General features: G+C 74.0%; 20 protein-coding genes. 8 read left to right on the forward strand and 12 right to left on the reverse strand.

Annotation, left to right across the window (positions count from 1 at the left end):
- Window positions 1-27: 27 nt before the first annotated feature.
- Window positions 28-507, forward strand: a complete 480-nt coding sequence (locus ABD324_RS33455) for a metallopeptidase family protein (RefSeq protein WP_425565960.1) — start codon at window positions 28-30, stop codon at window positions 505-507.
- A 238-nt stretch (window positions 508-745) separates the two neighbouring features.
- On the opposite strand, the gene ABD324_RS33460 is transcribed toward ABD324_RS33455, so the two are convergent.
- A complete protein-coding gene (locus tag ABD324_RS33460; RefSeq protein WP_344427548.1) occupies window positions 746-1,003 on the reverse strand; it encodes a WhiB family transcriptional regulator in 258 nt (85 codons plus the stop codon).
- Between the two features lie 269 nt (window positions 1,004-1,272).
- On the opposite strand from ABD324_RS33460, the gene ABD324_RS33465 reads away from it, so the two are divergent.
- A complete protein-coding gene (locus ABD324_RS33465; protein ID WP_344426576.1) occupies window positions 1,273-2,046 on the forward strand; it encodes a site-2 protease family protein in 774 nt (257 codons plus the stop codon).
- Here the strand turns inward: ABD324_RS33465 and ABD324_RS33470 are convergent.
- The 8 genes from ABD324_RS33470 to ABD324_RS33505 all read right to left on the reverse strand — a co-directional run bounded on the left by ABD324_RS33470 (window position 2,019) and on the right by ABD324_RS33505 (window position 9,485).
- Window positions 2,019-2,567 carry an NUDIX hydrolase gene (locus tag ABD324_RS33470; RefSeq protein ID WP_344426577.1) on the reverse strand — a complete coding sequence of 183 codons (549 nt, stop codon included), beginning with the start codon at window positions 2,565-2,567 and terminating at the stop codon, window positions 2,019-2,021. The two genes, ABD324_RS33465 and ABD324_RS33470, sit on opposite strands and share 28 nt — an antisense overlap.
- Window positions 2,568-2,697: 130 nt before the next feature.
- Window positions 2,698-4,173: a coenzyme F420-0:L-glutamate ligase gene (locus ABD324_RS33475; RefSeq protein ID WP_344426580.1), complete on the reverse strand. Its 1,476-nt coding sequence runs from the start codon at window positions 4,171-4,173 to the stop codon at window positions 2,698-2,700.
- Complete coding sequence (gene cofD, locus ABD324_RS33480) at window positions 4,170-5,156, reverse strand: 2-phospho-L-lactate transferase (protein WP_344426583.1); 987 nt, start codon at window positions 5,154-5,156, stop codon at window positions 4,170-4,172. The genes ABD324_RS33475 and cofD overlap by 4 nt, the downstream gene beginning before the upstream one ends.
- A 9-nt stretch (window positions 5,157-5,165) precedes the next feature.
- Window positions 5,166-5,648: a glutathione peroxidase gene (locus ABD324_RS33485; protein ID WP_344426586.1), complete on the reverse strand. Its 483-nt coding sequence runs from the start codon at window positions 5,646-5,648 to the stop codon at window positions 5,166-5,168.
- A gap of 10 nt (window positions 5,649-5,658) precedes the next feature.
- Window positions 5,659-6,516 (reverse strand): DNA-3-methyladenine glycosylase family protein, encoded by an 858-nt coding sequence (locus ABD324_RS33490; protein ID WP_344427552.1) that lies wholly within the window; start codon window positions 6,514-6,516, stop codon window positions 5,659-5,661.
- A 111-nt stretch (window positions 6,517-6,627) separates the two neighbouring features.
- Window positions 6,628-7,698 (reverse strand): mannose-1-phosphate guanylyltransferase, encoded by a 1,071-nt coding sequence (gene manB, locus ABD324_RS33495; RefSeq protein ID WP_344427555.1) that lies wholly within the window; start codon window positions 7,696-7,698, stop codon window positions 6,628-6,630.
- A gap of 43 nt (window positions 7,699-7,741) precedes the next feature.
- Complete coding sequence (locus tag ABD324_RS33500) at window positions 7,742-8,617, reverse strand: glycosyltransferase family 2 protein (protein WP_344426589.1); 876 nt, start codon at window positions 8,615-8,617, stop codon at window positions 7,742-7,744.
- Between the two features lie 25 nt (window positions 8,618-8,642).
- The gene (locus tag ABD324_RS33505; RefSeq protein ID WP_344426592.1) at window positions 8,643-9,485 is read right to left on the reverse strand and encodes a tetratricopeptide repeat protein; all 843 of its coding nucleotides are present in this window, start codon (window positions 9,483-9,485) and stop codon (window positions 8,643-8,645) included.
- 227 nt (window positions 9,486-9,712) lie between these two features.
- On the opposite strand from ABD324_RS33505, the gene ABD324_RS33510 reads away from it, so the two are divergent.
- The 4 genes from ABD324_RS33510 to ABD324_RS33525 all read left to right on the forward strand — a co-directional run bounded on the left by ABD324_RS33510 (window position 9,713) and on the right by ABD324_RS33525 (window position 14,769).
- Complete coding sequence (locus tag ABD324_RS33510; RefSeq protein ID WP_344426595.1) at window positions 9,713-12,223, forward strand: LCP family protein; 2,511 nt, start codon at window positions 9,713-9,715, stop codon at window positions 12,221-12,223.
- Window positions 12,224-12,260: 37 nt separating this feature from the next.
- Window positions 12,261-12,977, forward strand: a complete 717-nt coding sequence (locus tag ABD324_RS33515) for a TIGR03089 family protein (RefSeq protein WP_344426598.1) — start codon at window positions 12,261-12,263, stop codon at window positions 12,975-12,977.
- Window positions 12,978-13,344: 367 nt separating this feature from the next.
- Window positions 13,345-14,580 (forward strand): threonine ammonia-lyase IlvA, encoded by a 1,236-nt coding sequence (gene ilvA, locus ABD324_RS33520; protein ID WP_344427557.1) that lies wholly within the window; start codon window positions 13,345-13,347, stop codon window positions 14,578-14,580.
- A 60-nt stretch (window positions 14,581-14,640) separates the two neighbouring features.
- The gene (locus ABD324_RS33525; RefSeq protein ID WP_344426600.1) at window positions 14,641-14,769 is read left to right on the forward strand and encodes a hypothetical protein; all 129 of its coding nucleotides are present in this window, start codon (window positions 14,641-14,643) and stop codon (window positions 14,767-14,769) included.
- A 34-nt stretch (window positions 14,770-14,803) separates the two neighbouring features.
- Here the strand turns inward: ABD324_RS33525 and ABD324_RS33530 are convergent, their stop codons facing one another.
- Window positions 14,804-15,961, reverse strand: a complete 1,158-nt coding sequence (locus tag ABD324_RS33530) for an acyl-CoA dehydrogenase (RefSeq protein WP_344426603.1) — start codon at window positions 15,959-15,961, stop codon at window positions 14,804-14,806.
- An 88-nt stretch (window positions 15,962-16,049) separates the two neighbouring features.
- On the opposite strand from ABD324_RS33530, the gene ABD324_RS33535 reads away from it, so the two are divergent.
- Window positions 16,050-16,718 (forward strand): TetR family transcriptional regulator, encoded by a 669-nt coding sequence (locus ABD324_RS33535; RefSeq protein ID WP_344426606.1) that lies wholly within the window; start codon window positions 16,050-16,052, stop codon window positions 16,716-16,718.
- A 49-nt stretch (window positions 16,719-16,767) separates the two neighbouring features.
- Window positions 16,768-17,169, forward strand: a complete 402-nt coding sequence (locus tag ABD324_RS33540; protein ID WP_344426609.1) for a DUF1801 domain-containing protein — start codon at window positions 16,768-16,770, stop codon at window positions 17,167-17,169.
- Between the two features lie 241 nt (window positions 17,170-17,410).
- On the opposite strand, the gene purE is transcribed toward ABD324_RS33540, so the two are convergent.
- Both purE and ABD324_RS33550 read right to left on the reverse strand, forming a co-directional pair.
- On the reverse strand, window positions 17,411-17,938 hold the full coding sequence (purE, locus tag ABD324_RS33545) for a 5-(carboxyamino)imidazole ribonucleotide mutase (protein ID WP_344426612.1): 528 nt from the start codon (window positions 17,936-17,938) through the stop codon (window positions 17,411-17,413).
- An 85-nt stretch (window positions 17,939-18,023) separates the two neighbouring features.
- The gene (locus ABD324_RS33550; RefSeq protein WP_425565972.1) at window positions 18,024-19,262 is read right to left on the reverse strand and encodes a 5-(carboxyamino)imidazole ribonucleotide synthase; all 1,239 of its coding nucleotides are present in this window, start codon (window positions 19,260-19,262) and stop codon (window positions 18,024-18,026) included.
- Between the last annotated feature and the right edge of the window lie 10 nt (window positions 19,263-19,272).

A 19,272-nucleotide genomic window follows, 5' to 3' on the forward strand; every position in this document is an offset into this window, starting at 1 on the left:
GCATTCTCCCCCCGTAATATGCCCGTGGTGACGACCGCACGCCGCACCCTGCGCCGCTCCCCCCGCCGGCGGGACCGGCGGGGCCGTGGCCTGCGCGGACTGCTGTACCCGGTGAGCACGCCGTCGTTCCGCAGCCGCGCCGAGCGCTTCGACGCGCGGGTGCTGGAGGCCCTCGAGCCGATCGAGCTGCGCTGGGGCCCGGAGCTCGCCGATCTCGACCTGGCGGTCGACGAGGTGCCCGAGGTGGACCGCACGTCGCCCGACGAGGTGGTGTGGGGCTCCGGGGTGCTCGCGGACGCGGGGGTGCCGCTGGCGCAGCTGGTGCCCGCGGGCGTGGACCAGGCGGGGCTGCCGTCGCGGGCGCGGATCGTGCTCTACCGCCGGCCGCTGGAGGCGCGCGCCAAGGGCGGCGCCGACCTGGGCGAGCTGCTGCACGAGGTGCTGGTGGAGCAGGTCGCGGAGTACCTCAACATCGAACCGGACGCCGTCGAGGGCGGGGCGGAGTAACCCTCCGCGCTCCGCGGGTGTGCCCCCGCGAGTCGGGAACCACCCGCGAGTCGGCACATTTCGGAGGCCGAAACGCACCTCTGCAACGTGCCCCGGATACGCGAGAACCCGGGCTCACGACCGACTGCGGGCACGCAGCCGGACGGGATCCGGGTCCTGAACCGGGATCCGGGCGCCGTCGCCCGTCCCCCGTGAAGGCCGACCCGGCGCGCTGCGGACGTCGGGTCGGTGTCCGCCGTCAGACGGCGGCGCGGCGGAGCCTGCGGCGTTCCCTCTCGGAGAGCCCACCCCAGATGCCGAAGCGCTCGTCCTGCGCCAGGGCGTACTCCAGGCACTCCGCGCGGACCTCGCACCCCGCGCAGATGCGCTTGGCCTCGCGAGTGGAACCGCCCTTCTCGGGGAAGAACGCCTCCGGGTCCGTCTGCGCGCAGAGTGCGCGTTCCTGCCATTCCTGCTCTTCACCGGTGTCCGTACCGGTGACCGAGCCGTCGACCATGTCGATCAGTCGAAGGCCCTCGGACGGGCCGATCCCGAAGTTCTCGGGCGTCCCCGTCGTGAATCCCGGCAGCCCCACCGGACCGCCGATCGTGTTCGTCCCCGTGACGAACACGGTGTCCGTGAATCCGTCCACTCGCCCACCTCCCCGCGCCGCGGCGAATGACACCGACGTAAGTACAGCGGTGAAAGCCCCTCCGACGCAAGCCGGACCTTCCAACCGGGTGACGGGTTCCACCCCTTCGGTCGCCCGTTCGGCAGAATGGCCGGGTGCGCGGAGTGTCGTCTCGGGTCAGCCCGTGGTTCTACCTGCTGGTCGGCGTCGCCGTGGTGGGCGCGGTCCTCTGCGTGGTCGGTACCCAGCCGTACACCCAGGGTTCCGAGTTCCTGCTGACGGCCGGCGTCGTCCTCCTCGTGCTGGGCGGCTGGTGCGTGTCGCTGTGCCTGCACGAGTTCGGGCACGCCTACGTCGCGCACCGGGCCGGTGACCTCAGCATCGAGAACCGCGGCTACCTCACCCTCGACATCCGCCGCTACGCCAACGTCGGCCTGTCCTTCGTGCTGCCGGTGGTGTTCCTGCTGCTCGGGGGCATCCCGCTCCCCGGCGGGGCGGTCTGGGTGGACCAGGGGGCGTTCTGGCGCCGCAAGGGCCTGCGCAGCCTCATGTCCTTCGCCGGGCCGGGCACGAACCTGCTGATCGGCATCGTGCTGAGCATCGTCGTGATCTTCGTGCCGATGCCCGGCGGGCTCGCGGTCGGGCTGTCCGTCCTCGCCCTGATCCAGATCCTGGCGTTCGTGATCAACATCCTGCCGGTGCCCGGGCTGGACGGGTACGGCGTGATCGAGCCCTACCTCTCCCCCGCGGCGCAGCAGTTCGGGCAGAAGGTGCGCCCGTGGGCGCCACTCGTGCTGTTCCTGCTGGTCCTGGGCGTGCCCGCGGTGTCGCGGGTGCTGTTCGGCGTCGGCTCGTTCCTGTTCACGGCTGTCGGAGGCAACGGGAGCTACGCCTCGCTCGGCTACGACCTGCTGCTGTTCTGGCGGTAGAGCGCCACCATCTCCGGCACCGTGTCCGCGTCCGGCGGCAGGTCGTCGAGGGGCCACCAGGCGAGGTCCGCGGACTCGTCGCTGATCACCGGCCGGGCCCCCTCCGGCGCCCGCACCAGGTAGCGGACGTCGAGGTGCCGGCTGGGCAGCCCGAGCGAGCACGTGACGGGATGGACGTCGATGTGCAGCGGATGCTCCCCGATCTCCAGCCCCGCGATCCCGGACTCCTCGGTGGCCTCCCGCAGCGCCGCGGCGCGCAGCGAGGCGTCGTCCGGCTCGCAGTGCCCGCCGAGCTGCACCCAGCGGTGGAAGCGGCCGTGCAGGGTGAGCAGCACGTTCTCGCCCGCCGCGTCGACCACCAGCGCGGACGCGGTGAGGTGCCCGGGCTCGCACTCGCGCAGGCAGGCGTCGTCGGGCCGGGCGAGACAGAAGGCCACCAACGCCTCCCGCAACGCCGCCTGCGCGGCGTCCGGCGGCTCCCAGGCCCGCAGCTCCTCGACCGCCACGGCAGGCTTCACCACCCCGGCCCCCGCGAGTCGGCACTTCCCGTAGGTCGTGTGTGACGTTCACGAGACGTCGTCAGCGTGTGTTTCGGCCTCCCGGCTCCGCCCGATGGCGGGCTGGCGCCCGACGTGCCGACTCGCGGGTGGTTCATCGTTCGAGGAGGCCTTCCGACGGGTCGTGGGGAGCTCGGGGGGTGAGGGGGGCGGCCGGGGTGCCGACCGCGATCGCACCGAGGGGCTGCCAGTCGGCGGGGAGGTCGAGGGCCTCGCGGGTCGTGTCGGCGGCGAAGATCGTGGAGCCGACCCAGCAGGATGCCAGGCCCTCGGCGGCCAGCGCCACCAGCAGGGACTGCACCGCCGCACCACCGGCGACGGTGAACATGTCCCGTTCGGCCGCGTCACGGGCGGTGTCCCCGTAGGCGTGGGCCCCGTCGCCGGTGCGGAAGGCCAGGACGACCTCCGGGGCGCGGCGTAGCAGGTCGCCGCGCGCGAGGCGGCGCTCGATCTCGTCCGCCGGGCGGCCGTCCGCGGCGAGGTCCGCCTGCCAGCGCTCGCGCAGCGCGTCGAGCACCGCTGCCCGCTTCTCCCGCAGCCACACGAAGCGGAACGGGGTGCTGTGGTGCGGCGCCGGGGCCGTGAGCGCCACTCCGACGGCCCGGCGCAGCGCGTCGGCGTCCACGGGCTCGTCGGCGAAGGCACGGCTGCTGCGGCGCAGCAGGACGGCCTCCCTCCGCCCCTGCTCGCGGCCCTGGGCGATCGCCTCGTCGGCGCCGAGGCGGAAGAGGTCGTCCTCCACCGGGCGGACGAGCTCGCGGGCCGTGGAGCCGTCGTCGCGGCTGCCGAGGCCGCGGACCACCGCGACCGGCAGCCCGCCGAGCTTGCCCTTGACCAGGTCCGCGGCGCCGGCGACCTCGTCGGCGACCGCCACCTCGGTGACGAACAGCTCGTTGCCCTCGGCATCGAACGCGCCCGCGTAGCGGTGGATCACCGTGAGCCCCGCGGACCCGATCGCGACGTCCGTCTGCCCGACCCGCCACGACCGTCCCATGGTGTCCGTGACGACCACGGCGACGTCGACGCCGAGCCGCTCGCGCAGCCCGCTGCGGAGCCGGGCCGCGCTGCCGTCCGGGTCGACGGGGAGCAGGGCGAGCTCGTCGGTGCGGACGTTGGAGCCGTCGACACCGGCCGCGGCCTGCACGATCCCCAGCTTCGACGCGACGATCAGGGTCTTGCCGCGGCGGGCGAGGATGCGCTCGGTCTCGCCGAGGATCAGCCGCCGCCGCAGGGCGTCCCGCTCCTCGGGGTCCGTCGGCGCGGCGACCAGCCGGCCCTCGGCCTTGGAGAAGATCTTGCTGGTGACGACGAGGACGTCGCCGTCGCGGAGCCAGGGCGCGGCTCCGGCGATCGCGGCCGTGACGTCGTCGCCGGGGCGGAACTCGGGCAGCCCGGGGACCGGGAGGATCTCGAGGCCGCCGTCGGCGCGGTGATCTCCCGGGACCGTGGGATCTCCCGGGACCGTGGCCCCGGCGGCGTCCGGCCCGGTCGGCTGCGGCCCGCTCGCCGGCCGCCCGGAGGTGGCCGGGTCCGGCTCGGCGACCGCGTCCGGACCACGGGCACCGCTCACGGCCGAACTCCCGCCAGGTCGAACGCCGCCCGCACCATGTCCGCGGTGGCCTCCGGGGAGGTCATGAGCAGCGGCACCGCCCGGGTCTCGGCCCCCTCGATCTCGGCCGTGTCGCCGGTGTGGACCAGCCAGCCGTCGAGCAGCCCGCCCTTGCCCCGGCCGCCGTAGTGCCGCCCGACGCCCTCGGCGCTGGACTCCACGCCGATCGCGGAGAGGCACGCGTCCGCCATCCCGCGCAGCGGCTTGCCCCCGACGATCGGTGACAGCCCGACGATCTTCGCCTTCGTCCCGACCAGGGCCTGCGGCATGCCGGGGATCTGGATCATGGTGCCGATGCTGACCACGGGGTTCGACGGTGCGATCAGCACGATGTCCGCCTCCGTGATCGCCTCGGTGGCGGCGGGCAGCGCCTTCGCCTCCTCCGCGCCGACCGACGCGAAGCGGTGCGCGGGGTACTTCGCCTGGTGGCGCACCCACCACTCCTGGAAGTGGATCGCGACCTGCGGCGGGGCGTCGGGGCCGTCGGGATCGGGGTTGTCGATCACGACGTGGGTCTCCACCCGGTCGTCCGACGCCGGCAGCAGCCGCACGCCCGGCTGCCACCGGTCGCACAGGGCCTCGGTGACCTGGGACAACGGGAAGCCGGCGCGGAGCATCCGAGAGCGGACCAGGTGGGTGGCGATGTCCTTGTCGCCGAGCCCGAACCAGCTGGGCTCGGCGCCGTAGGCCGCCAGCTCCTCCTTGACCGTCCAGGTCTCCCCCGCGTGCCCCCAGCCGCGCTCGGTGTCGATGCCGCCGCCGAGGGTGTACATGCAGGTGTCGAGATCCGGACAGATCCGCAGGCCGTGCATCCACACGTCGTCCCCGACGTTGACCACCGCGGTGACCTCGTGGTCGGTGGAGCCGGGTAGCCCGAGGGCCGCCTTCACACCGAGCAGGAACCGGGCGCCGCCGACGCCGCCGACCAGGACCGTGACCTTCACGAATGCAGGCTAGCCCGGCAGCACCCCGGTGATCGCGGCCACCACGGTCGCGTCCTCGGGCTCGGTGCGCGGGCGGAAGCGGGTGACCTTCCCGTCCGGCGCGACGAGGAACTTCTCGAAGTTCCATGCGACGTCGCCGGCCTCACCGTTCGCGTCCTCGACCGAGGTGAGCTCGGTGTAGAGCGGGTGCCGGCCCGGGCCGTTGACCTCGATCTTCTCGGTCATCGGGAAGCTGACGCCGTAGGTGGCGGAGCAGAAGGTCGCGATCTCGTCCGCGGTGCCGGGCTCCTGGCCGCCGAACTGGTTGCAGGGCACGCCGAGCACCGTGAAGCCGCGGTCGGCGTACTCCGCCTGGAGCTTCTCGAGGCCGGTGTACTGGGGGGTGAGGCCGCACTTGGAGGCGACGTTGACGACCAGCACGGCCTTGCCGGACAGGTCGGGGAGCGGGGAGCCATCGAGAGCGGAGAGGGCGGAGAGCGAAGAGAGATCCACGGTCTCGAAACTACATCTCCCGGTAGTCCCGCGGGCTGAACCGTGGGCCGAACCTCGGGCGGCGGAAACCCGACACCTCGACGTACTTCACGGCCCGGTGCCGCTGCGGGCGGTAGGGCTCCAGGACCTCGAGCATCCCGGCGTCGTCGAGGGGGCGGCCGACCAGCGCCCAGCCGACCACCGTGGGGATGTGGAAGTCCCCGAAGCTGACGGCGTCGGGATCGCCCCAGGCGCGCTGCGCGATCTCCGCGGCGGTCCAGACCCCGATCCCGGGGATCCTCCGGAGCAGGATCCGGCCCTCCTCACCACCCAGCTCCACGGCCTTCTCCAGCCGGTGCGCGACGGCCGCGGCGGCCAGGATCGCGCGGCGCCGCGCCGAGTCGACGCCGGCGCGGTGCCACTCCCAGTCCGGGACCGCGCGGATCTGGGCCGGGCTGGGCGGCACCCGCATCCCCCGCGGCGCGGGCCCGGGAGCCGGATCGGAGAAGCGCCAGGCCAGCTCCCGCCACGAGCGCCGGGCCTCGGTGCCGGTGACCTTCTGCTCCAGCACCGCGGGCACGAGCTGGTCCCACACGCGCCGGGTCGAGCCGAGCCGCATGCCCTGCATCCGGCGGGCGGCGTCGGCGATGAGCGGATGGTGGGACACGAAGGAGTCCGGGTCGTCGTCGGCGCCGAGCAGGCTGGGCAGCCCGTCGAGCTCCCAGTGCGCCCCCGGCCCCCAGGCCCGGGCGACGACCGTCCCGTCCGTGCGGCGGGACAGGTGGACGGTCGCCGGGCCGTCGGGGGTGGTGGAGACGCGCCAGATGCCGCTGTCGACGGGGCCGGCGGAGCGCCAGCTCGGATCACCCCGCCCGCGGCGCAGGGGCATCAGGACGCCCGCGAGATCAAGCCGGAAATCCGGCTTCCACTCCCGCTCGATCACGGCATCCTCCTCGTGAGTGGCAATGGTCGCCCGGGCAACGATTGCCACTCACAGGGTCTACACGTCGGCGGAGAAGCGGACGCCGTGCGGGGGGAGGACGACGTCGGGCCAGACCCGCGCGCCGCCCTTGAGCTCGCAGTGGGCGCCGACGACGGCGCGGTCGCCGATCACGGTGTCGCGGATGTGGGCGGCCTCCTCGATGCGCGCGCCGGCGCCGACCACGGACTCCTCCACGATCGCGCCCGGGGCGATCACGGCGCCGTCGAAGATCATGGAGCTCTCGATCTTCGCGCCCGCACCGATCGTCACGCCGCGGCCGATGGTGCTGCCGCCGAACACGAAGGCGTCCGGGGCCACGGTGGCGCCCTCCATCACGATGGACTCGCCGGTCGGGCCGGGCAGCGCCGCGGAGGGTGCCACGCCGCGGACCAGGTCCGCGGAGCCGTGCACCAGGTCGCCGGGGGTGCCCATGTCCCGCCAGTAGGCGTTGTCGACGTGCCCCGAGACCCGCGCCCCCGACTCGAGCAGCTCGGGGAAGGTCTCGCGCTCGACCGAGACCACCCGTCCCCGGGGGATCGAGTCGATCACGGAGCGCTTGAAGACGTAGCAACCGGCGTTGATCTGGTCCGTCGGCGGGTCCTCGGTCTTCTCGAGGAACGCGGTGACGCGACCGTCCGGGTCGGTGGGGACGCAGCCGTAGGCCCGCGGGTCCTGCACGCGGACGAGGTGCAGCGTGACGTCCGCGGCGGTGCGCCGGTGGGTCTCCACGACGGCGCCCAGGTCCGTGCCGCAGAGCACGTCGCCGTTGAAGATCAGGACGTCGTCCGTGGTCAGGTACTCGGCGACGTTCGCGATGCCGCCGCCGGTGCCCAGCGGCTCCGTCTCCACGACGTAGGTCAGGTCCAGGCCGAGCTTGCCGCCGTCGCCGAAGTGCTCCTCGAAGGTCTCGGCGAGGTAGGAGGTGCCGAGCACCACGCGGCGGACGCCCGCGGCGCGGATCCGGGACAGCAGGTGCGCCAGGAACGGCACGCCCGCGGTGGGCAGCATGGGCTTGGGCGCCGACAGGGTCAGGGGCCGCAGACGCGTGCCCTTGCCCCCGACCAGCACGACGGCCTCGACGTCGTCCAGCACGACGGTGTCCTCTCGGTGGGCGGTGTCAGTGGGAGGTCGATCAGTGTCTACTCGTCGCGCGAGCACGAAACGTGAGTCCGGCCTTGATCGCGGCACGCAGCGGGGCGCGCGCGGGACCGGGGTTGCGGTCGGCGAGGTAGCGGTAGGCGCTCTCGTGGTGCGCCGCGTGCATCCGCGCCGAGACGTCGGGCCGCGACGTCGAGACGCCACCGGTGTGCACGACCTCGGCCGTGGGCACGTAGACGTTGAGCCAGCCGGCGCGGCCGAGCCGGTCGCCGAGGTCGACGTCCTCGAAGTACATGAAGTAGCGCGGGTCGAACCCGTCGACGGACTCGAACGCCGACCGGCGCAGCAGCAGGCACGAGCCCGACAGCCAGCCGGCCGTGCGCTCCCGGATCTCGGTGTTCGCCTGTCGGTAGGCCGTGGACCAGGGGTTCTCCGGCCACACCCGGCCCAGCACGGCGTGCCCGGCGCCCTGGGTGAGGGAGGGGACCAGCCGCGCAGAGGGATAGACCTCGCCCGCCTCGTCCCGGATCAGCGGGCCGAGCGCGGCGGCGCGCGGCCAGCGGCGGCCCGCGTCGAGCAGGGTGTCGATCGCCCCCTCGCCCCACACCAGGTCCGGATTGGCGACGACGACCCAGCCCACCTCGCGCCCCAGCCCGGCGACCGCGCGGTTCGCGGCCGTGCCGTAGCCGACGTTCTCGCCGATCCGCAGCAGCTCCACGCCGTCCCGTCCGGCGGCACGCTCGGGGGCCCCGTCGACGGAGCCGTTGTCCGCGAGCACCACCCTGGTCGGACGGTCGGTGGCGGCCTTGAGCGAGTCGAGGAACGACTCGAGCGTGTCGCCCGGCGAGTAGGTGACCGTGACGACGGCGAGGTCGTCCCCGTACTCTCCGCTGTCACCGGCGGCGTCCATGGGTCCGAACCCTAACGAACACGTCCTAGTCGTCCGTCGGGTCCTCGCCGTCGAGGATCGCGAGGGCCTCCACGCACGCCCGGTCGCCCCAGCGCACCCCCATCTGCAGGTACCAGCGGGCGTCGTCCGGGCGGCCCGTGTCCAGCAGGAAGCGGCCGATCGTCCAGGCCCAGCCGGGCTCGTTGTGCCGCTCGGCCTCGCGGTACTCGCGTTCCGCGCCGGCGATGTCCCCGCGGGCGTGCAGGAAGCCGCCGAACGCGGTGTGGGCGCGGACCGCGCCGAGATCGTCGGCGCGGCGGTACAGCTGCTCGGCGTCGCGGTCGCGGTGCTGGGCGGCGCGGACGTCGGCGAGGGCGACGACCGTGTCCGGCCGACGCTCGTCGGCGTAGCGCTCCGCGCACTCGGCGGCGGAGGCGAGGTCCTCGGCCTCGAGGTGCAGCGAGACGAGATTGTCCGGGGCCTGCGCGTCCCCGCCGTCCGCCGCAGCTATCAGGACCTGGACGGCCTCGGCGAACCGGCCGTCCTCGCGCAGGAGGAGGGCGAGATCGTTCGCGGCGGCGCGCTCGCCGCTGCGCACGGCCAGCCGCAGGACGTCCTCGGCCCGGCCCGTGTCGCCCCACTCGGCCAGCGCGATCCCGAGCCGCCCGGCGAACTCGGTGCGCCCCTGCTCGACGAGCGGGGTCAGCCACTCGATCGCGGCCGACCAGCTGCCACTGTCGAGATAGGCCCGGACCAGCAGGTCGGCGGCGCCGGGCTCGCCGGACGCGACAGCGCGGCGCAACGGGACGATCGCCTCGTAGGCGTCGTACCGTTCCAGGAGCCGCAATCCCTCGCGGGAGTGCGGACCGAGATCGGACGGATCGGGCATCGGCACTCCCGCGGGGGTCGGAGGTGTCGGAAGGGTGAATGGTCTCACTCTCCGGGGCGAACCGCGGTCCGGGGCGCCGACCTCGGCGAACACCGGCCACGGACGGGCGGCAACGCGACGCGCGGCCGACACGCCGGGCGACCCGCGCCGATCATCGACGGCGATGCGGCACCCTCTAGGGACCGCCCGCCGGACCGGTGGGGGGTGCGTCGGCTGAGGGAGGTGGCATGGACCCGTCGTCCGGCCGCGCCTCCGAGCCGGCGTCCTCCGGGGACGGGTCCGGGCTCGAGCCCGGCGGGAGGGTCCGCGCGACCGGTTCGCCGCGGGGCTCGGCCCGGGCGTCCTCGGAGGGATCGGGCGCTGCACGCGGATCGGGCTCGGCACGCGGATCCGGCTCGGCACGCGGATCGGGCTCGGCACGCGGATCGAGCTCGGCCCGGGGCTCGGGTTCGGCCCGGAGCTCGGCCGCCTCCCGGTCCGGGGCCGCACGGTCCGACGCCGCGAGGTCCACCGGACGCCCAGGGCCCGTCGAGAGCGAGCCGGAGAACCCGGCCCGACGGCCCGCCCGCACCGACGGGACCGGATCGGCGCGCAAGGCCGGGAGGCCCGCCGACGGCTCTGCGAGCGGAGGCTCCACGGGTCGGCCCGCCCGCTCCTCCGACGGCGCGCGCCCGAGATCGTCCGCCGCACGCGCGGAGGCCGCGGAGGCCACGGACCGCGCCCGGTCCGCCTCCCGGCAGGACGCCGACCTGCGGGACGACGCGCCGCGCACGCGCCGCCGTCCCGCCGACGCCACCCCGCCCCGCCGTCGCCCGACGGACCCGGACCGGGCCCGTACGGAGCGGTCCGGCAGCGAGCGGTCCGGCAGCGAGCGGTCCGGCAGCGAGCGGTCCGGCAGCGAGCGGTCCGGCAGCGAGCGGTCCGGCAGCGAGCGGTCCGGCACCGAGCGCACCGACCGTGCGGCCGGCGACGAGCCGCCCCGCACCCGCCGGCCCCGCCGCACCGCCGACGGCCCCCCGACCGAGCGCGTCCGCTCGGCCGACGGCCGCGTCCGCACCCCCGTTCGCGCCGCCGACGGCCGCCCCGCGGCACGCTCCGACCGCACCCCCGCCCGCTCCTCCGACGGCCGGGTCCGCACCCCGGTCCGGCCCCCGGAACGGGCCGAGCGCCCGACCGAGCGGATCGCCGAGCGGACCGCGGACCGGCTCCCCGCCCGTCCGAAGGACCGTCCGGGCTCCGCGAAGGCCCGGGCCGCCGCTCCCCCGGCCCGCACCCGTCCCCCCGGCGGACGCCCGCCCGGCCCTCCGGCCCGGCCGCCGTCGCGCGGGCTGCGCCGGCTGCGGATCGTGTTGTCCGTGGTGTCCGCGCTGGTCCTGGTCGTCACCGGCACCGCGTGGGGGCTCTACCGCGACCTCACCGCCGGCCTGACCACCACGAACGTCATCACCGGAGGCTCGGCCGGCGGCGACACGAACATCCTGCTCGTCGGCGTGGACAGCCGCACGGACGCGCAGGGCAACCCGCTGCCCCAGAGCGTGCTCGACACGCTGCACGGCGGCGAGGACTCCGGCGTCCTCAACTCGGACACGATCATCGTGCTGCACCTGCCCAAGGGCGGCGGCAGCGCGACGGCCTTCTCCATCCCGCGCGACAGCTACGTCGACATCCCCGGCTACCGCAAGGACAAGATCAACGCCGCGTACCCGGCGACCAAGGCGCTCAAGGCCCAGCAGCTCGTCAAGCAGGGGGTGAGCCAGCGCGACGCGGACCAGCAGTCCTCCGCGACCGGGCGCTCCACGCTGATCGACACGGTGCAGAACCTCACCGGCCTGCAGATCGACCACTACGCCGAGATCAACCTGCTCGGCTTCTACAACCTCACCCAGGCCATCGGCGGCGTGAACGTCTGCCTGAAGGCGCCGGTGAAGGACGACTTCTCCGGCGCCGACTTCCCCGCGGGCGAGCAGAACATCTCCGGGGCGGCGGCGCTGGCCTTCGTCCGGCAGCGGCACGGCCTGCCCGAGGGCGACCTCTCCCGGATCCGGCGCCAGCAGGTGTTCCTCGCCGCCGTCGCCGACAAGATCCTCTCGAGCGGCACCCTGACGAACACGTCCACGCTGTCCGCGCTCCTGGACGTCGCCAAGAAGTCGCTGGTCATCGACTCCGGCTGGGACCTGCTCGGCTTCGCGCGGCAGGCCTCGGACATCGCCGCGGGCAACATCGACTTCATGACGATCCCGACGCAGGGCGGCGCGAACAACGAGCGCGGCGACGTGGTGCTGGTCGATCCCACGCAGGTCAAGCAGTTCGTCGAGCAGAAGACCGAGCCGGCCCCGGAGACCACCACCGAGGCGCCCCCGCCGGCCGTCGACCCGAAGACGGTGACGGTGGACGTCGGCAACGGCTCGGGCGGGTCCGGGCTCGGCGCCCAGGTCGCGGACCGGCTGGCCGGCGGCGGGTTCGTCAAGGGGACCGTCGAGAACTCGGCGAGCCGCGCGACGTCGGTGGTCCGCTACGCCCGGTCCGACGGCGACGCGGCGGCCAAGGCGGTCGCCGCGCAGCTCGGCGGCGTCGGGGTCGAGCAGGCGGACGGCGTGCGCTCCGGCCACGTCCAGGTGCTCATCGGGACGGACTACAAGGCGCCCGCGCCGGCCGGCGGCGCCACCTCGGCGGCCGGTCTGGCCGCTGCCCCGGCCCAGCCCGAGGTCAACGCGGGCGGGGTCCCCTGCATCAACTGACCTGCACGATCCGACCTGCACCGACCGAAGGACGCTCGTGTCGCTGACCGCCCGCCTGCTCGACCCGATCCTGCGGGCCGCCCCGGCCCGCCCGCTCGTCACCTTCTACGACGACGCCACGGGCGAGCGCATCGAGCTCTCCGCCGTGACCACGGCGAACTGGGTGGCCAAGGCCGCCAACCTGCTCCGCGACCAGTGCGATCTCGAGCCCGGCGGCCGGGTCGCCCTGCTGCTGCCCGCCCACTGGCAGACGGCCACGGTGCTGCTGGCGGCCTGGTCCTGCGGGGCCGAGGTGGTCGCCGAGCCCGCCGACGCGGACTGGGTGCTGTGCGACTCCGACCGGATCGACCTGGCCCTGGCCGCCGCGCCGGCGGGCGGCGTGGCGGCGCTGTCGCTCGACGCCTTCGGCCGCGGCCTCGACGGCCTGCCCGCCGGGGTGGTCGACTTCGCCAGCGAGGTCCGGCTGCACGGTGACGAGTTCGTCCCCTGGGAGCCGGTCGCCCCGGACGCTCCCGCGCTCGACGGGATGCCGTCGGAGGAGCTCGCGGCCCGCTCGTCCGAGCGCGCCGCGGCGCTGGGTCTCTCGTCCGCCTCCCGGGCCCTCTCCACCCGCTCCTGGAGCTCCCGCGAGGACCTCACCCACGGCCTCCTCGCCGTCCTCGCCGCCGGCGCCTCGCTGGTCCAGGTCGCGAACCCCGACGAGACCCGCCTGGACCGCAAGTACGAGACGGAGCGCTGCACCACCCGCCTCTGATCACCGCCCCGGTGCTGCGAAGCACCCTCTGAGATGCGCCAGCGCACTCGACCGACGATCAACCCGCCACGACGGCGACCACCTCGGCCGGCCGGCGGGTGCAGCGGCCGGGCCGCAGCACCCTCACCAGATCACCGTTCGAGTGCTCCCACGCAGCTGCATCCTGCGCGAGCGCGCTGAAACGGCGATCTTCGGCTGGGAGGCGATCGGCCGGCCTGCCGTCGTGATCGCCGAAGGAGTGCGCTCACGACGGTCTCGACCTGCGGGAGCGCACGGGATCGCCGATCGCGTGGGGCGGGACGGCGGTGAGGATACCGGTGGCGGGCGCGGCTACCGTAGTGCCGTGACCAGCGCGCCTCCCGTGACCGTGACCGCCTCCGACGTCGACGACGCTGCGGGGCGACTGCGGGCGGTGATCGGGCCGAGCCCGCTGCAGATCTCACCCCGGCTCTCGGACGCCGTCGGCGGCGAGGTGTGGCTCAAGCGCGAGGACCTCCAGCCCGTCCGCTCCTACAAGATCCGCGGCGCGTTCAACCTCATCGCCCAGCTCTCCGCGGAGGAGCGGGCCCGCGGCGTGGTGTGCGCGAGCGCCGGGAACCACGCGCAGGGCGTCGCGTTCGCGTGCGCCCGGCTCGGCGTGACCGCGCGGATCTACCTCCCCCGCACCACGCCCCGGCAGAAGCGGGACCGGGTGGCGCGGCTCGGCGGCAAGGTGGTCGAGACGATCGTCATCGGCAACACCTACGACGACGCCGCCGCGGCCGCCGCGCAGGACGCCGCCGAGAACGGCGCCACCCTCGTCCCCGCCTTCGACGATCCCCGCACGGTCGCCGGCCAGGGCACCGTGGCGCGCGAGATCCTGAGCCAGCTGGCGGACCCGCCGGACCGCATCATCGTCCCCATCGGTGGCGGCGGGCTGCTCGCCGGAACCGTGACCTACCTGCGGGAACGCCATCCCGAGGTGGAGATCATCGGCGTCGAGCCCGCGGGGGCGGCCAGCATGGCGGCCGCGCTCGCGGCAGGTGCCCCGACGGCGCTGGCCGAGGTCGAGCCGTTCGTCGACGGCGCCGCGGTGCGCCGCGTGGGCGACACGACGTTCCCGATCGTCCGGGACGGCCGGGTCGCCGTGCACTCCGTCGAGGAGGGCCGGATCTGCGTCGAGATGCTCGCGCTCTACCAGACGGACGGCATCATCGCCGAGCCCGCGGGTGCGCTCGCCCCGGCCGCGCTCGGCCAGCTGGAGATCCCCCGCGACTCCACGACCGTCTGCCTGCTCTCGGGCGGCAACAACGACGTGAGCCGCTACGCGGACATCGTCGAACGCGCGCTCGTCTGGGAGGGCCGCAAGCACTACTTCCTGGTGGAGTTCCCGCAGGAGCCGGGCGCACTGCGCTCGTTCCTCGACGAGGTCCTCGGCCCGGACGACGACATCACGCTCTTCGAGTACACCAAGCGCAGCAACCGCGAGACCGGCCCCGCGCTGGTCGGCGTGGAGCTGGGCGACCCGGACGACCTCGAGGCCCTGCTGGCCCGCATGGAGGCCGCGCCGCCTCAGATCGAGCGGATCCCGCCCGACTCCCCGCTCTTCCGCTTCCTGCTGTAAAGGGACGAAACGCCGACGGCTCTCGATCGAGTCCCTCCCCGACCCACCGGGAGGAGCACCGTGGAGATCACCCCTGTGACGACGGGCCTGGTCGTCGTCGGCCTGCTGGCCTTCTTCCGGCTGGTCGGCACCCTGAGCGGCCGGACGAACGCGGGGATCGGCCGCCCCCGCCGTCGTGAGTGGCAATAGTCGCCGGAACGACGATCGCCACTCACAGGGTGGGTCAGCGCAGGATGTTGCGGGCCATGACCACCCGCTGGATCTGGTTGGTGCCCTCGTAGATCTGGGTGATCTTGGCGTCTCGCATCATGCGCTCGAGCGGGAAGTCCTTGGTGAAGCCCGCGCCGCCCAGCAGCTGGACCGCGTCCGTGGTCACCTGCATCGCGGTGTCGCTGGCCAGGCACTTGGCGGCGGAGGAGATGAAACCGAGGTTCTTCTCGCCCCGCTCCGCGCGCGACGCGGCGACGTAGACGAGCTGGCGGGAGGCCTCGACCTTCATCGCCATGTCCGCGAGCATGAACTGCACGCCCTGGAAGTCCGCGATGGACTGGCCGAATTGCTTGCGCTCCTTGACGTAGGCGATCGCCTGGTCGAGCGCACCCTGCGCGATGCCCACGGCCTGCGCGCCGATCGTCGGGCGGGTGTGGTCGAGCGTGGCCAGGGCGGTCTTGAAGCCGGTGCCCTCCGCGCCGATGATCCGGTCGCCGGGGATGCGGCAGTCCGTGAAGTGGATCTCGCAGGTGGGCGAGCCGGTGATGCCGAGCTTGCGCTCCTTGGTCCCGACCTCGAAGCCCGGGTCGTCCTTGTGGACGACGAACGCCGAGATGCCCCGGGACTTCTGCTCCGGGTCGGTCACCGCCATGACGGTGTACCAGGTGGACTCGCCGGCGTTGGTGATCCAGCACTTGGTGCCGTTGAGCACCCAGTCGTCGCCGTCGCGGCGGGCGCGGGTCTTCATCGAGGCGGCGTCCGACCCGGCCTCGCGCTCGGACAGCGCGTAGCTGATCATCGCGTCGCCCGCGGCGATCGACGGCAGGACCTGCTGCTTCAGCTCCTCCGACGCCGACAGGAGGATCGGGACCGAGCCCAGCCCGTTCACCGCGGGGATCAGGGACGACGAGGCGCAGACCCGCGCGACCTCCTCGATGACGATGCAGGTGGCCAGCTCGTCGGCGCCCTCACCGCCGTACTGCTCGGGGATGTGGACGGCGTGGAAGCCGGACTTCACCAGCGCGGCCCGGGCCTCCTGCGGGAAGCGGGCCTGCTCGTCGACCTCGGCGGCGTACGGCGCGATCTCGTTCTCCGCCAGCGCACGCACGGCGTCGCGGAGTGCGTCGTGTTCGTCGCTCAGCCGGTAGGCCTCGAAGTCGGCGTTCAGCATCTCGTCTCCACATGTCGGTCACAGGGGGTACCCCCAGCCTAACGGCACTGCGTGCCACACATCCACCCCAGTTGGTACCCTCCGTGCCATGGTGGCGGTCACTGCGGTCACGGCGCGGCGTGGTCGGGCCGAGGTGCGGCGGGAGCTCGTGGCCGCCGCCGTCCGGCTGTTCACCGAACGCGGGTACGACGAGACGACCGTCGACGACATCGCGGGCGCCGCCGGGGTCGGGCGCCGGACCTTCTTCCGGTACTTCCGCGGCAAGGAGGACGCGGTCTCCCCCGATCACGAGCAGGGCCTGGCGCGGATCGCCGAGGTGTTCGCGACGGCCCATCCCACGGAGCCGCTGCGCTCGGTCGTGATGCGCGCCGGGGAGACCGTGTTCGATCTCTACGTGGCCGACCGGGAGACGGCGCGCATGCGGTTCGCGCTGGTCCACGACGTGCCGGCACTGCGGGACCGCGAGGCCGCGCAGGTGCACCACTACCGGCGGCTGTTCACCCGCGAGCTGGCCGAACGGCTCGCCGACGTGGAGGACGGCGCCCTGCGCGCGGCCGTCACGGCCGCCGCGGTCGTCGCGGCGCACAACCAGGCGCTGCGCCACTGGCTGGCCGGTGGCGGCACGGCCGACGGCGTCGAGGCCTGCGTGGCGCACTTCCGCAAGGTCGCGTGGATGCTGCCGCTGCAGGCCGGGCCGGACATCGACGAGGTGACCCGCCGGCTGGAGAAGGTGGCCCGCACGCTCGAGGCGGGCTGACGCCGGACGGCGGCTGTGTCCGGTTCGCCCGATCCGCCAGGATGTGCCGGTGACCCCGGACGAGTACCTCGCCGCCGTCGACGAGCCGCGCCAGGCCGACGTGCGCGCGCTCGACGCCCTGATCCGCGAGAGCGCCCCCGACCTGCCGCGCTTCCTCTACGGCTCGATGCTGGGCTACGGCCCGTTCCACTACCGCTACGCGTCGGGCCGGGAGGGCGACGCCGCGCTGATCGCGCTGGCCGCGCAGAAGCGGCACTTCTCCGTCTACGTCGCCTGCGCCTCGCAGGGGCGCTACCTGGCCGAGTCCTACGCGGACCGGCTTCCCGGCGCGTCGGTCGGGAAGTCCTGCGTGCGGTTCACGACGCTGGCGAAGGTCGACGAGGCTGTGCTGCGCGAGCTGATCGCGGACGCCGCCGCACGCGGCCCGCAGGAGGCGGCGGGTCCGGCCTGAGCCGCACTGCCGAGGAACAGCTCGCGACATGGGTGATCCCCGGGCCGTCTCCCGGAGGAGACGCACGCCGAGCTGGACTGCGCTCGGGCCCGGGGATCATCGGTGACTGCCGGGGATTCGCCGACACCAATCGGCTTCCACGACCGTCAGGAGTTCGTCCTGTGGTGCCTAGGCGGCAGCCACCTCACAAGTCCACGTGGAAATCAACGTCGGACCACCTCCCTTCTTGTGTACGACCAGACTACGGACGCGCAGAAGGCTCTGCCATCTCTTTTTGGGCCACGGTCTTCCGCAGCGCCGCATCCTTGTCGAGCACCATGGCTTCGAGGGACGCCTGGAACTCCACCATCCGGGTCCGCAGGGCCGCGTCCGACGCCGCCAGGATGCGCACCGCGAGCAGCCCCGCGTTGCGCGCGTTGCCGACGGCGACCGTCGCCACCGGCACCCCGGCCGGCATCTGGACGATCGAGAGCAGCGAGTCCAGGCCGTCGAGCACCTTGAGCGGGACGGGGACGCCGATCACCGGCAGCGGCGTGGCCGAGGCGACCATGCCCGGCAGGTGGGCCGCCCCGCCGGCGCCCGCGATGATCACCCGGATGCCCCGGTCCGCGGCGGAGGTCGCGTAGTCGAGCATCCGCTGCGGGGTGCGGTGGGCGGAGTAGACGCCGACCTCGTACTCCACACCGAACTCGGCGAGCGCGGTCCCGGCGGCCTCCATGACGGGCCAGTCCGAGTCGCTGCCCATGATCACGCCGACCTGCACGCTCATCGCTCGCCCTCGCTTCGCTCGGTCGGCCCAGAAGGATTCGGTGCGGTGCGCAGGCGCTGTGCCCACGACTCGCTCGCACGCTCGCTCATGCCCGTTCTCCCAGCTCTGCGACGTCGGCACCGGAGTGGACCGACCACCCGTCCGACCACTCGCCGGTGGACAGCCAGTCCGCGGCCAGCGCCGCCTTCCGCCGGACCTCGGCGAGGGCAGCGACGTCCGTGCCCAGCACGGTCACGTGCCCGACCTTGCGCAGCGGCCGCTCGCCCTTGGCGTAGAGGTGCACCTTGACCTCGGGGAACCGCGCGAAGAGATGGTGGATCCGCTCGTCCACGGTCATCTCGGGGGTCTTCTCCGCGCCCAGCACGTTGGCCATGACGACGACGGGGGCGGTCATCGTGGTCGTCCCCAGCGGGTAGTCGAGGACCGCGCGCAGGTGCTGCTCGAACTGCGAGGTGCGGGCGCCCTCGATCGTCCAGTGCCCCGAGTTGTGGGGGCGCATGGCGAGCTCATTGATCAGCAGGCCGGCGTCCGTCTCGAAGAGCTCGACGGCGAGCAGCCCGGTGACGTCGAGCTCGTGCGCGATCCGCAGCGCGATGCCCTGGGCCTCCAGCGCGCGCTCCTCGGCGAGGCCGGGCGCTGGCGCGAGGACCTGCACGCACTGGCCGTCCTCCTGCACCGTCTCGACGACGGGCCACGCCGCGGCCTGCCCGAACGGCGAGCGGGCCACCTGGGCGGCGAGCTCGCGGCGCATCGCCACGGCCTCCTCCACCAGCAGCGGTGTGCCGGCGGCGAGCAGCTCGGCGACCAGGGACCGGACCGGAGCCCCGGCGGAGGTCCCATCGGCGCTGTCGGTCCCATCGGCGCTGTCGGCGGAGCGCAGGAACCACACGCCCCGGCCGTCGTACCCGCCACGAGCCGCCTTGAGGACGACCGGCCAGCCGTGGGCCTCCCCGAACTCGGCCACCTGCTCCGGGGAGGTGATCTCGGCGAAGGCCGGGATCGGGAGCCCCATCGCCGCCAGCCTGCGGCGCATGACGAGCTTGTCCTGCGCGTGGATCAGCGCGTCCGGGTGCGGGCGCACCGCGACGCCCTTCGCGACCAGCGCCCGCAGGTGCTCCTGGGGCACGCCCTCGTGGTCGAAGGTGACCGCGTCGCAGCCGACCGCGAGCGCCTCGAGGCCGGCCAGGTCCGCGTGCCCCGGCACGACGTCCGGGGTGACCAGCGGTGCCGGCTCGTCCGGCGCGACGGCCAGCACGCGCAGCGTCTGGCCCAGCCCGATCGCCGCCTGCTGCGTCATCCGGGCGAGCTGCCCGCCGCCGACCATGCCGACGACC

Source organism: Pseudonocardia ailaonensis (assembly GCF_039531635.1).
GTDB classification, from domain to species: domain Bacteria; phylum Actinomycetota; class Actinomycetes; order Mycobacteriales; family Pseudonocardiaceae; genus Pseudonocardia; species Pseudonocardia ailaonensis.

Excerpts from the sequence above, each read along its gene's own strand:
- ABD324_RS33460 (WP_344427548.1), bottom strand. The coding sequence starts at position 1,003 with ATGGTCGACGGCTCGGTCACCGGTACGGACACCGGTGAAGAGCAGGAA.
- ABD324_RS33490 (WP_344427552.1), bottom strand. The coding sequence starts at position 6,516 with ATGCCCCTGCGCCGCGGGCGGGGTGATCCGAGCTGGCGCTCCGCCGGC.
- ABD324_RS33500 (WP_344426589.1), bottom strand. The coding sequence starts at position 8,617 with ATGGACGCCGCCGGTGACAGCGGAGAGTACGGGGACGACCTCGCCGTC.
- ABD324_RS33505 (WP_344426592.1), bottom strand. The coding sequence starts at position 9,485 with ATGCCCGATCCGTCCGATCTCGGTCCGCACTCCCGCGAGGGATTGCGG.
- ABD324_RS33510 (WP_344426595.1), top strand. The coding sequence starts at position 9,713 with ATGGACCCGTCGTCCGGCCGCGCCTCCGAGCCGGCGTCCTCCGGGGAC.
- ABD324_RS33530 (WP_344426603.1), bottom strand. The coding sequence starts at position 15,961 with ATGCTGAACGCCGACTTCGAGGCCTACCGGCTGAGCGACGAACACGAC.
- ABD324_RS33535 (WP_344426606.1), top strand. The coding sequence starts at position 16,050 with ATGGTGGCGGTCACTGCGGTCACGGCGCGGCGTGGTCGGGCCGAGGTG.
- purE (WP_344426612.1), bottom strand. The coding sequence starts at position 17,938 with ATGAGCGTGCAGGTCGGCGTGATCATGGGCAGCGACTCGGACTGGCCC.
- ABD324_RS33550 (WP_425565972.1), bottom strand. The coding sequence starts at position 19,262 with ATGGTCGGCGGCGGGCAGCTCGCCCGGATGACGCAGCAGGCGGCGATC.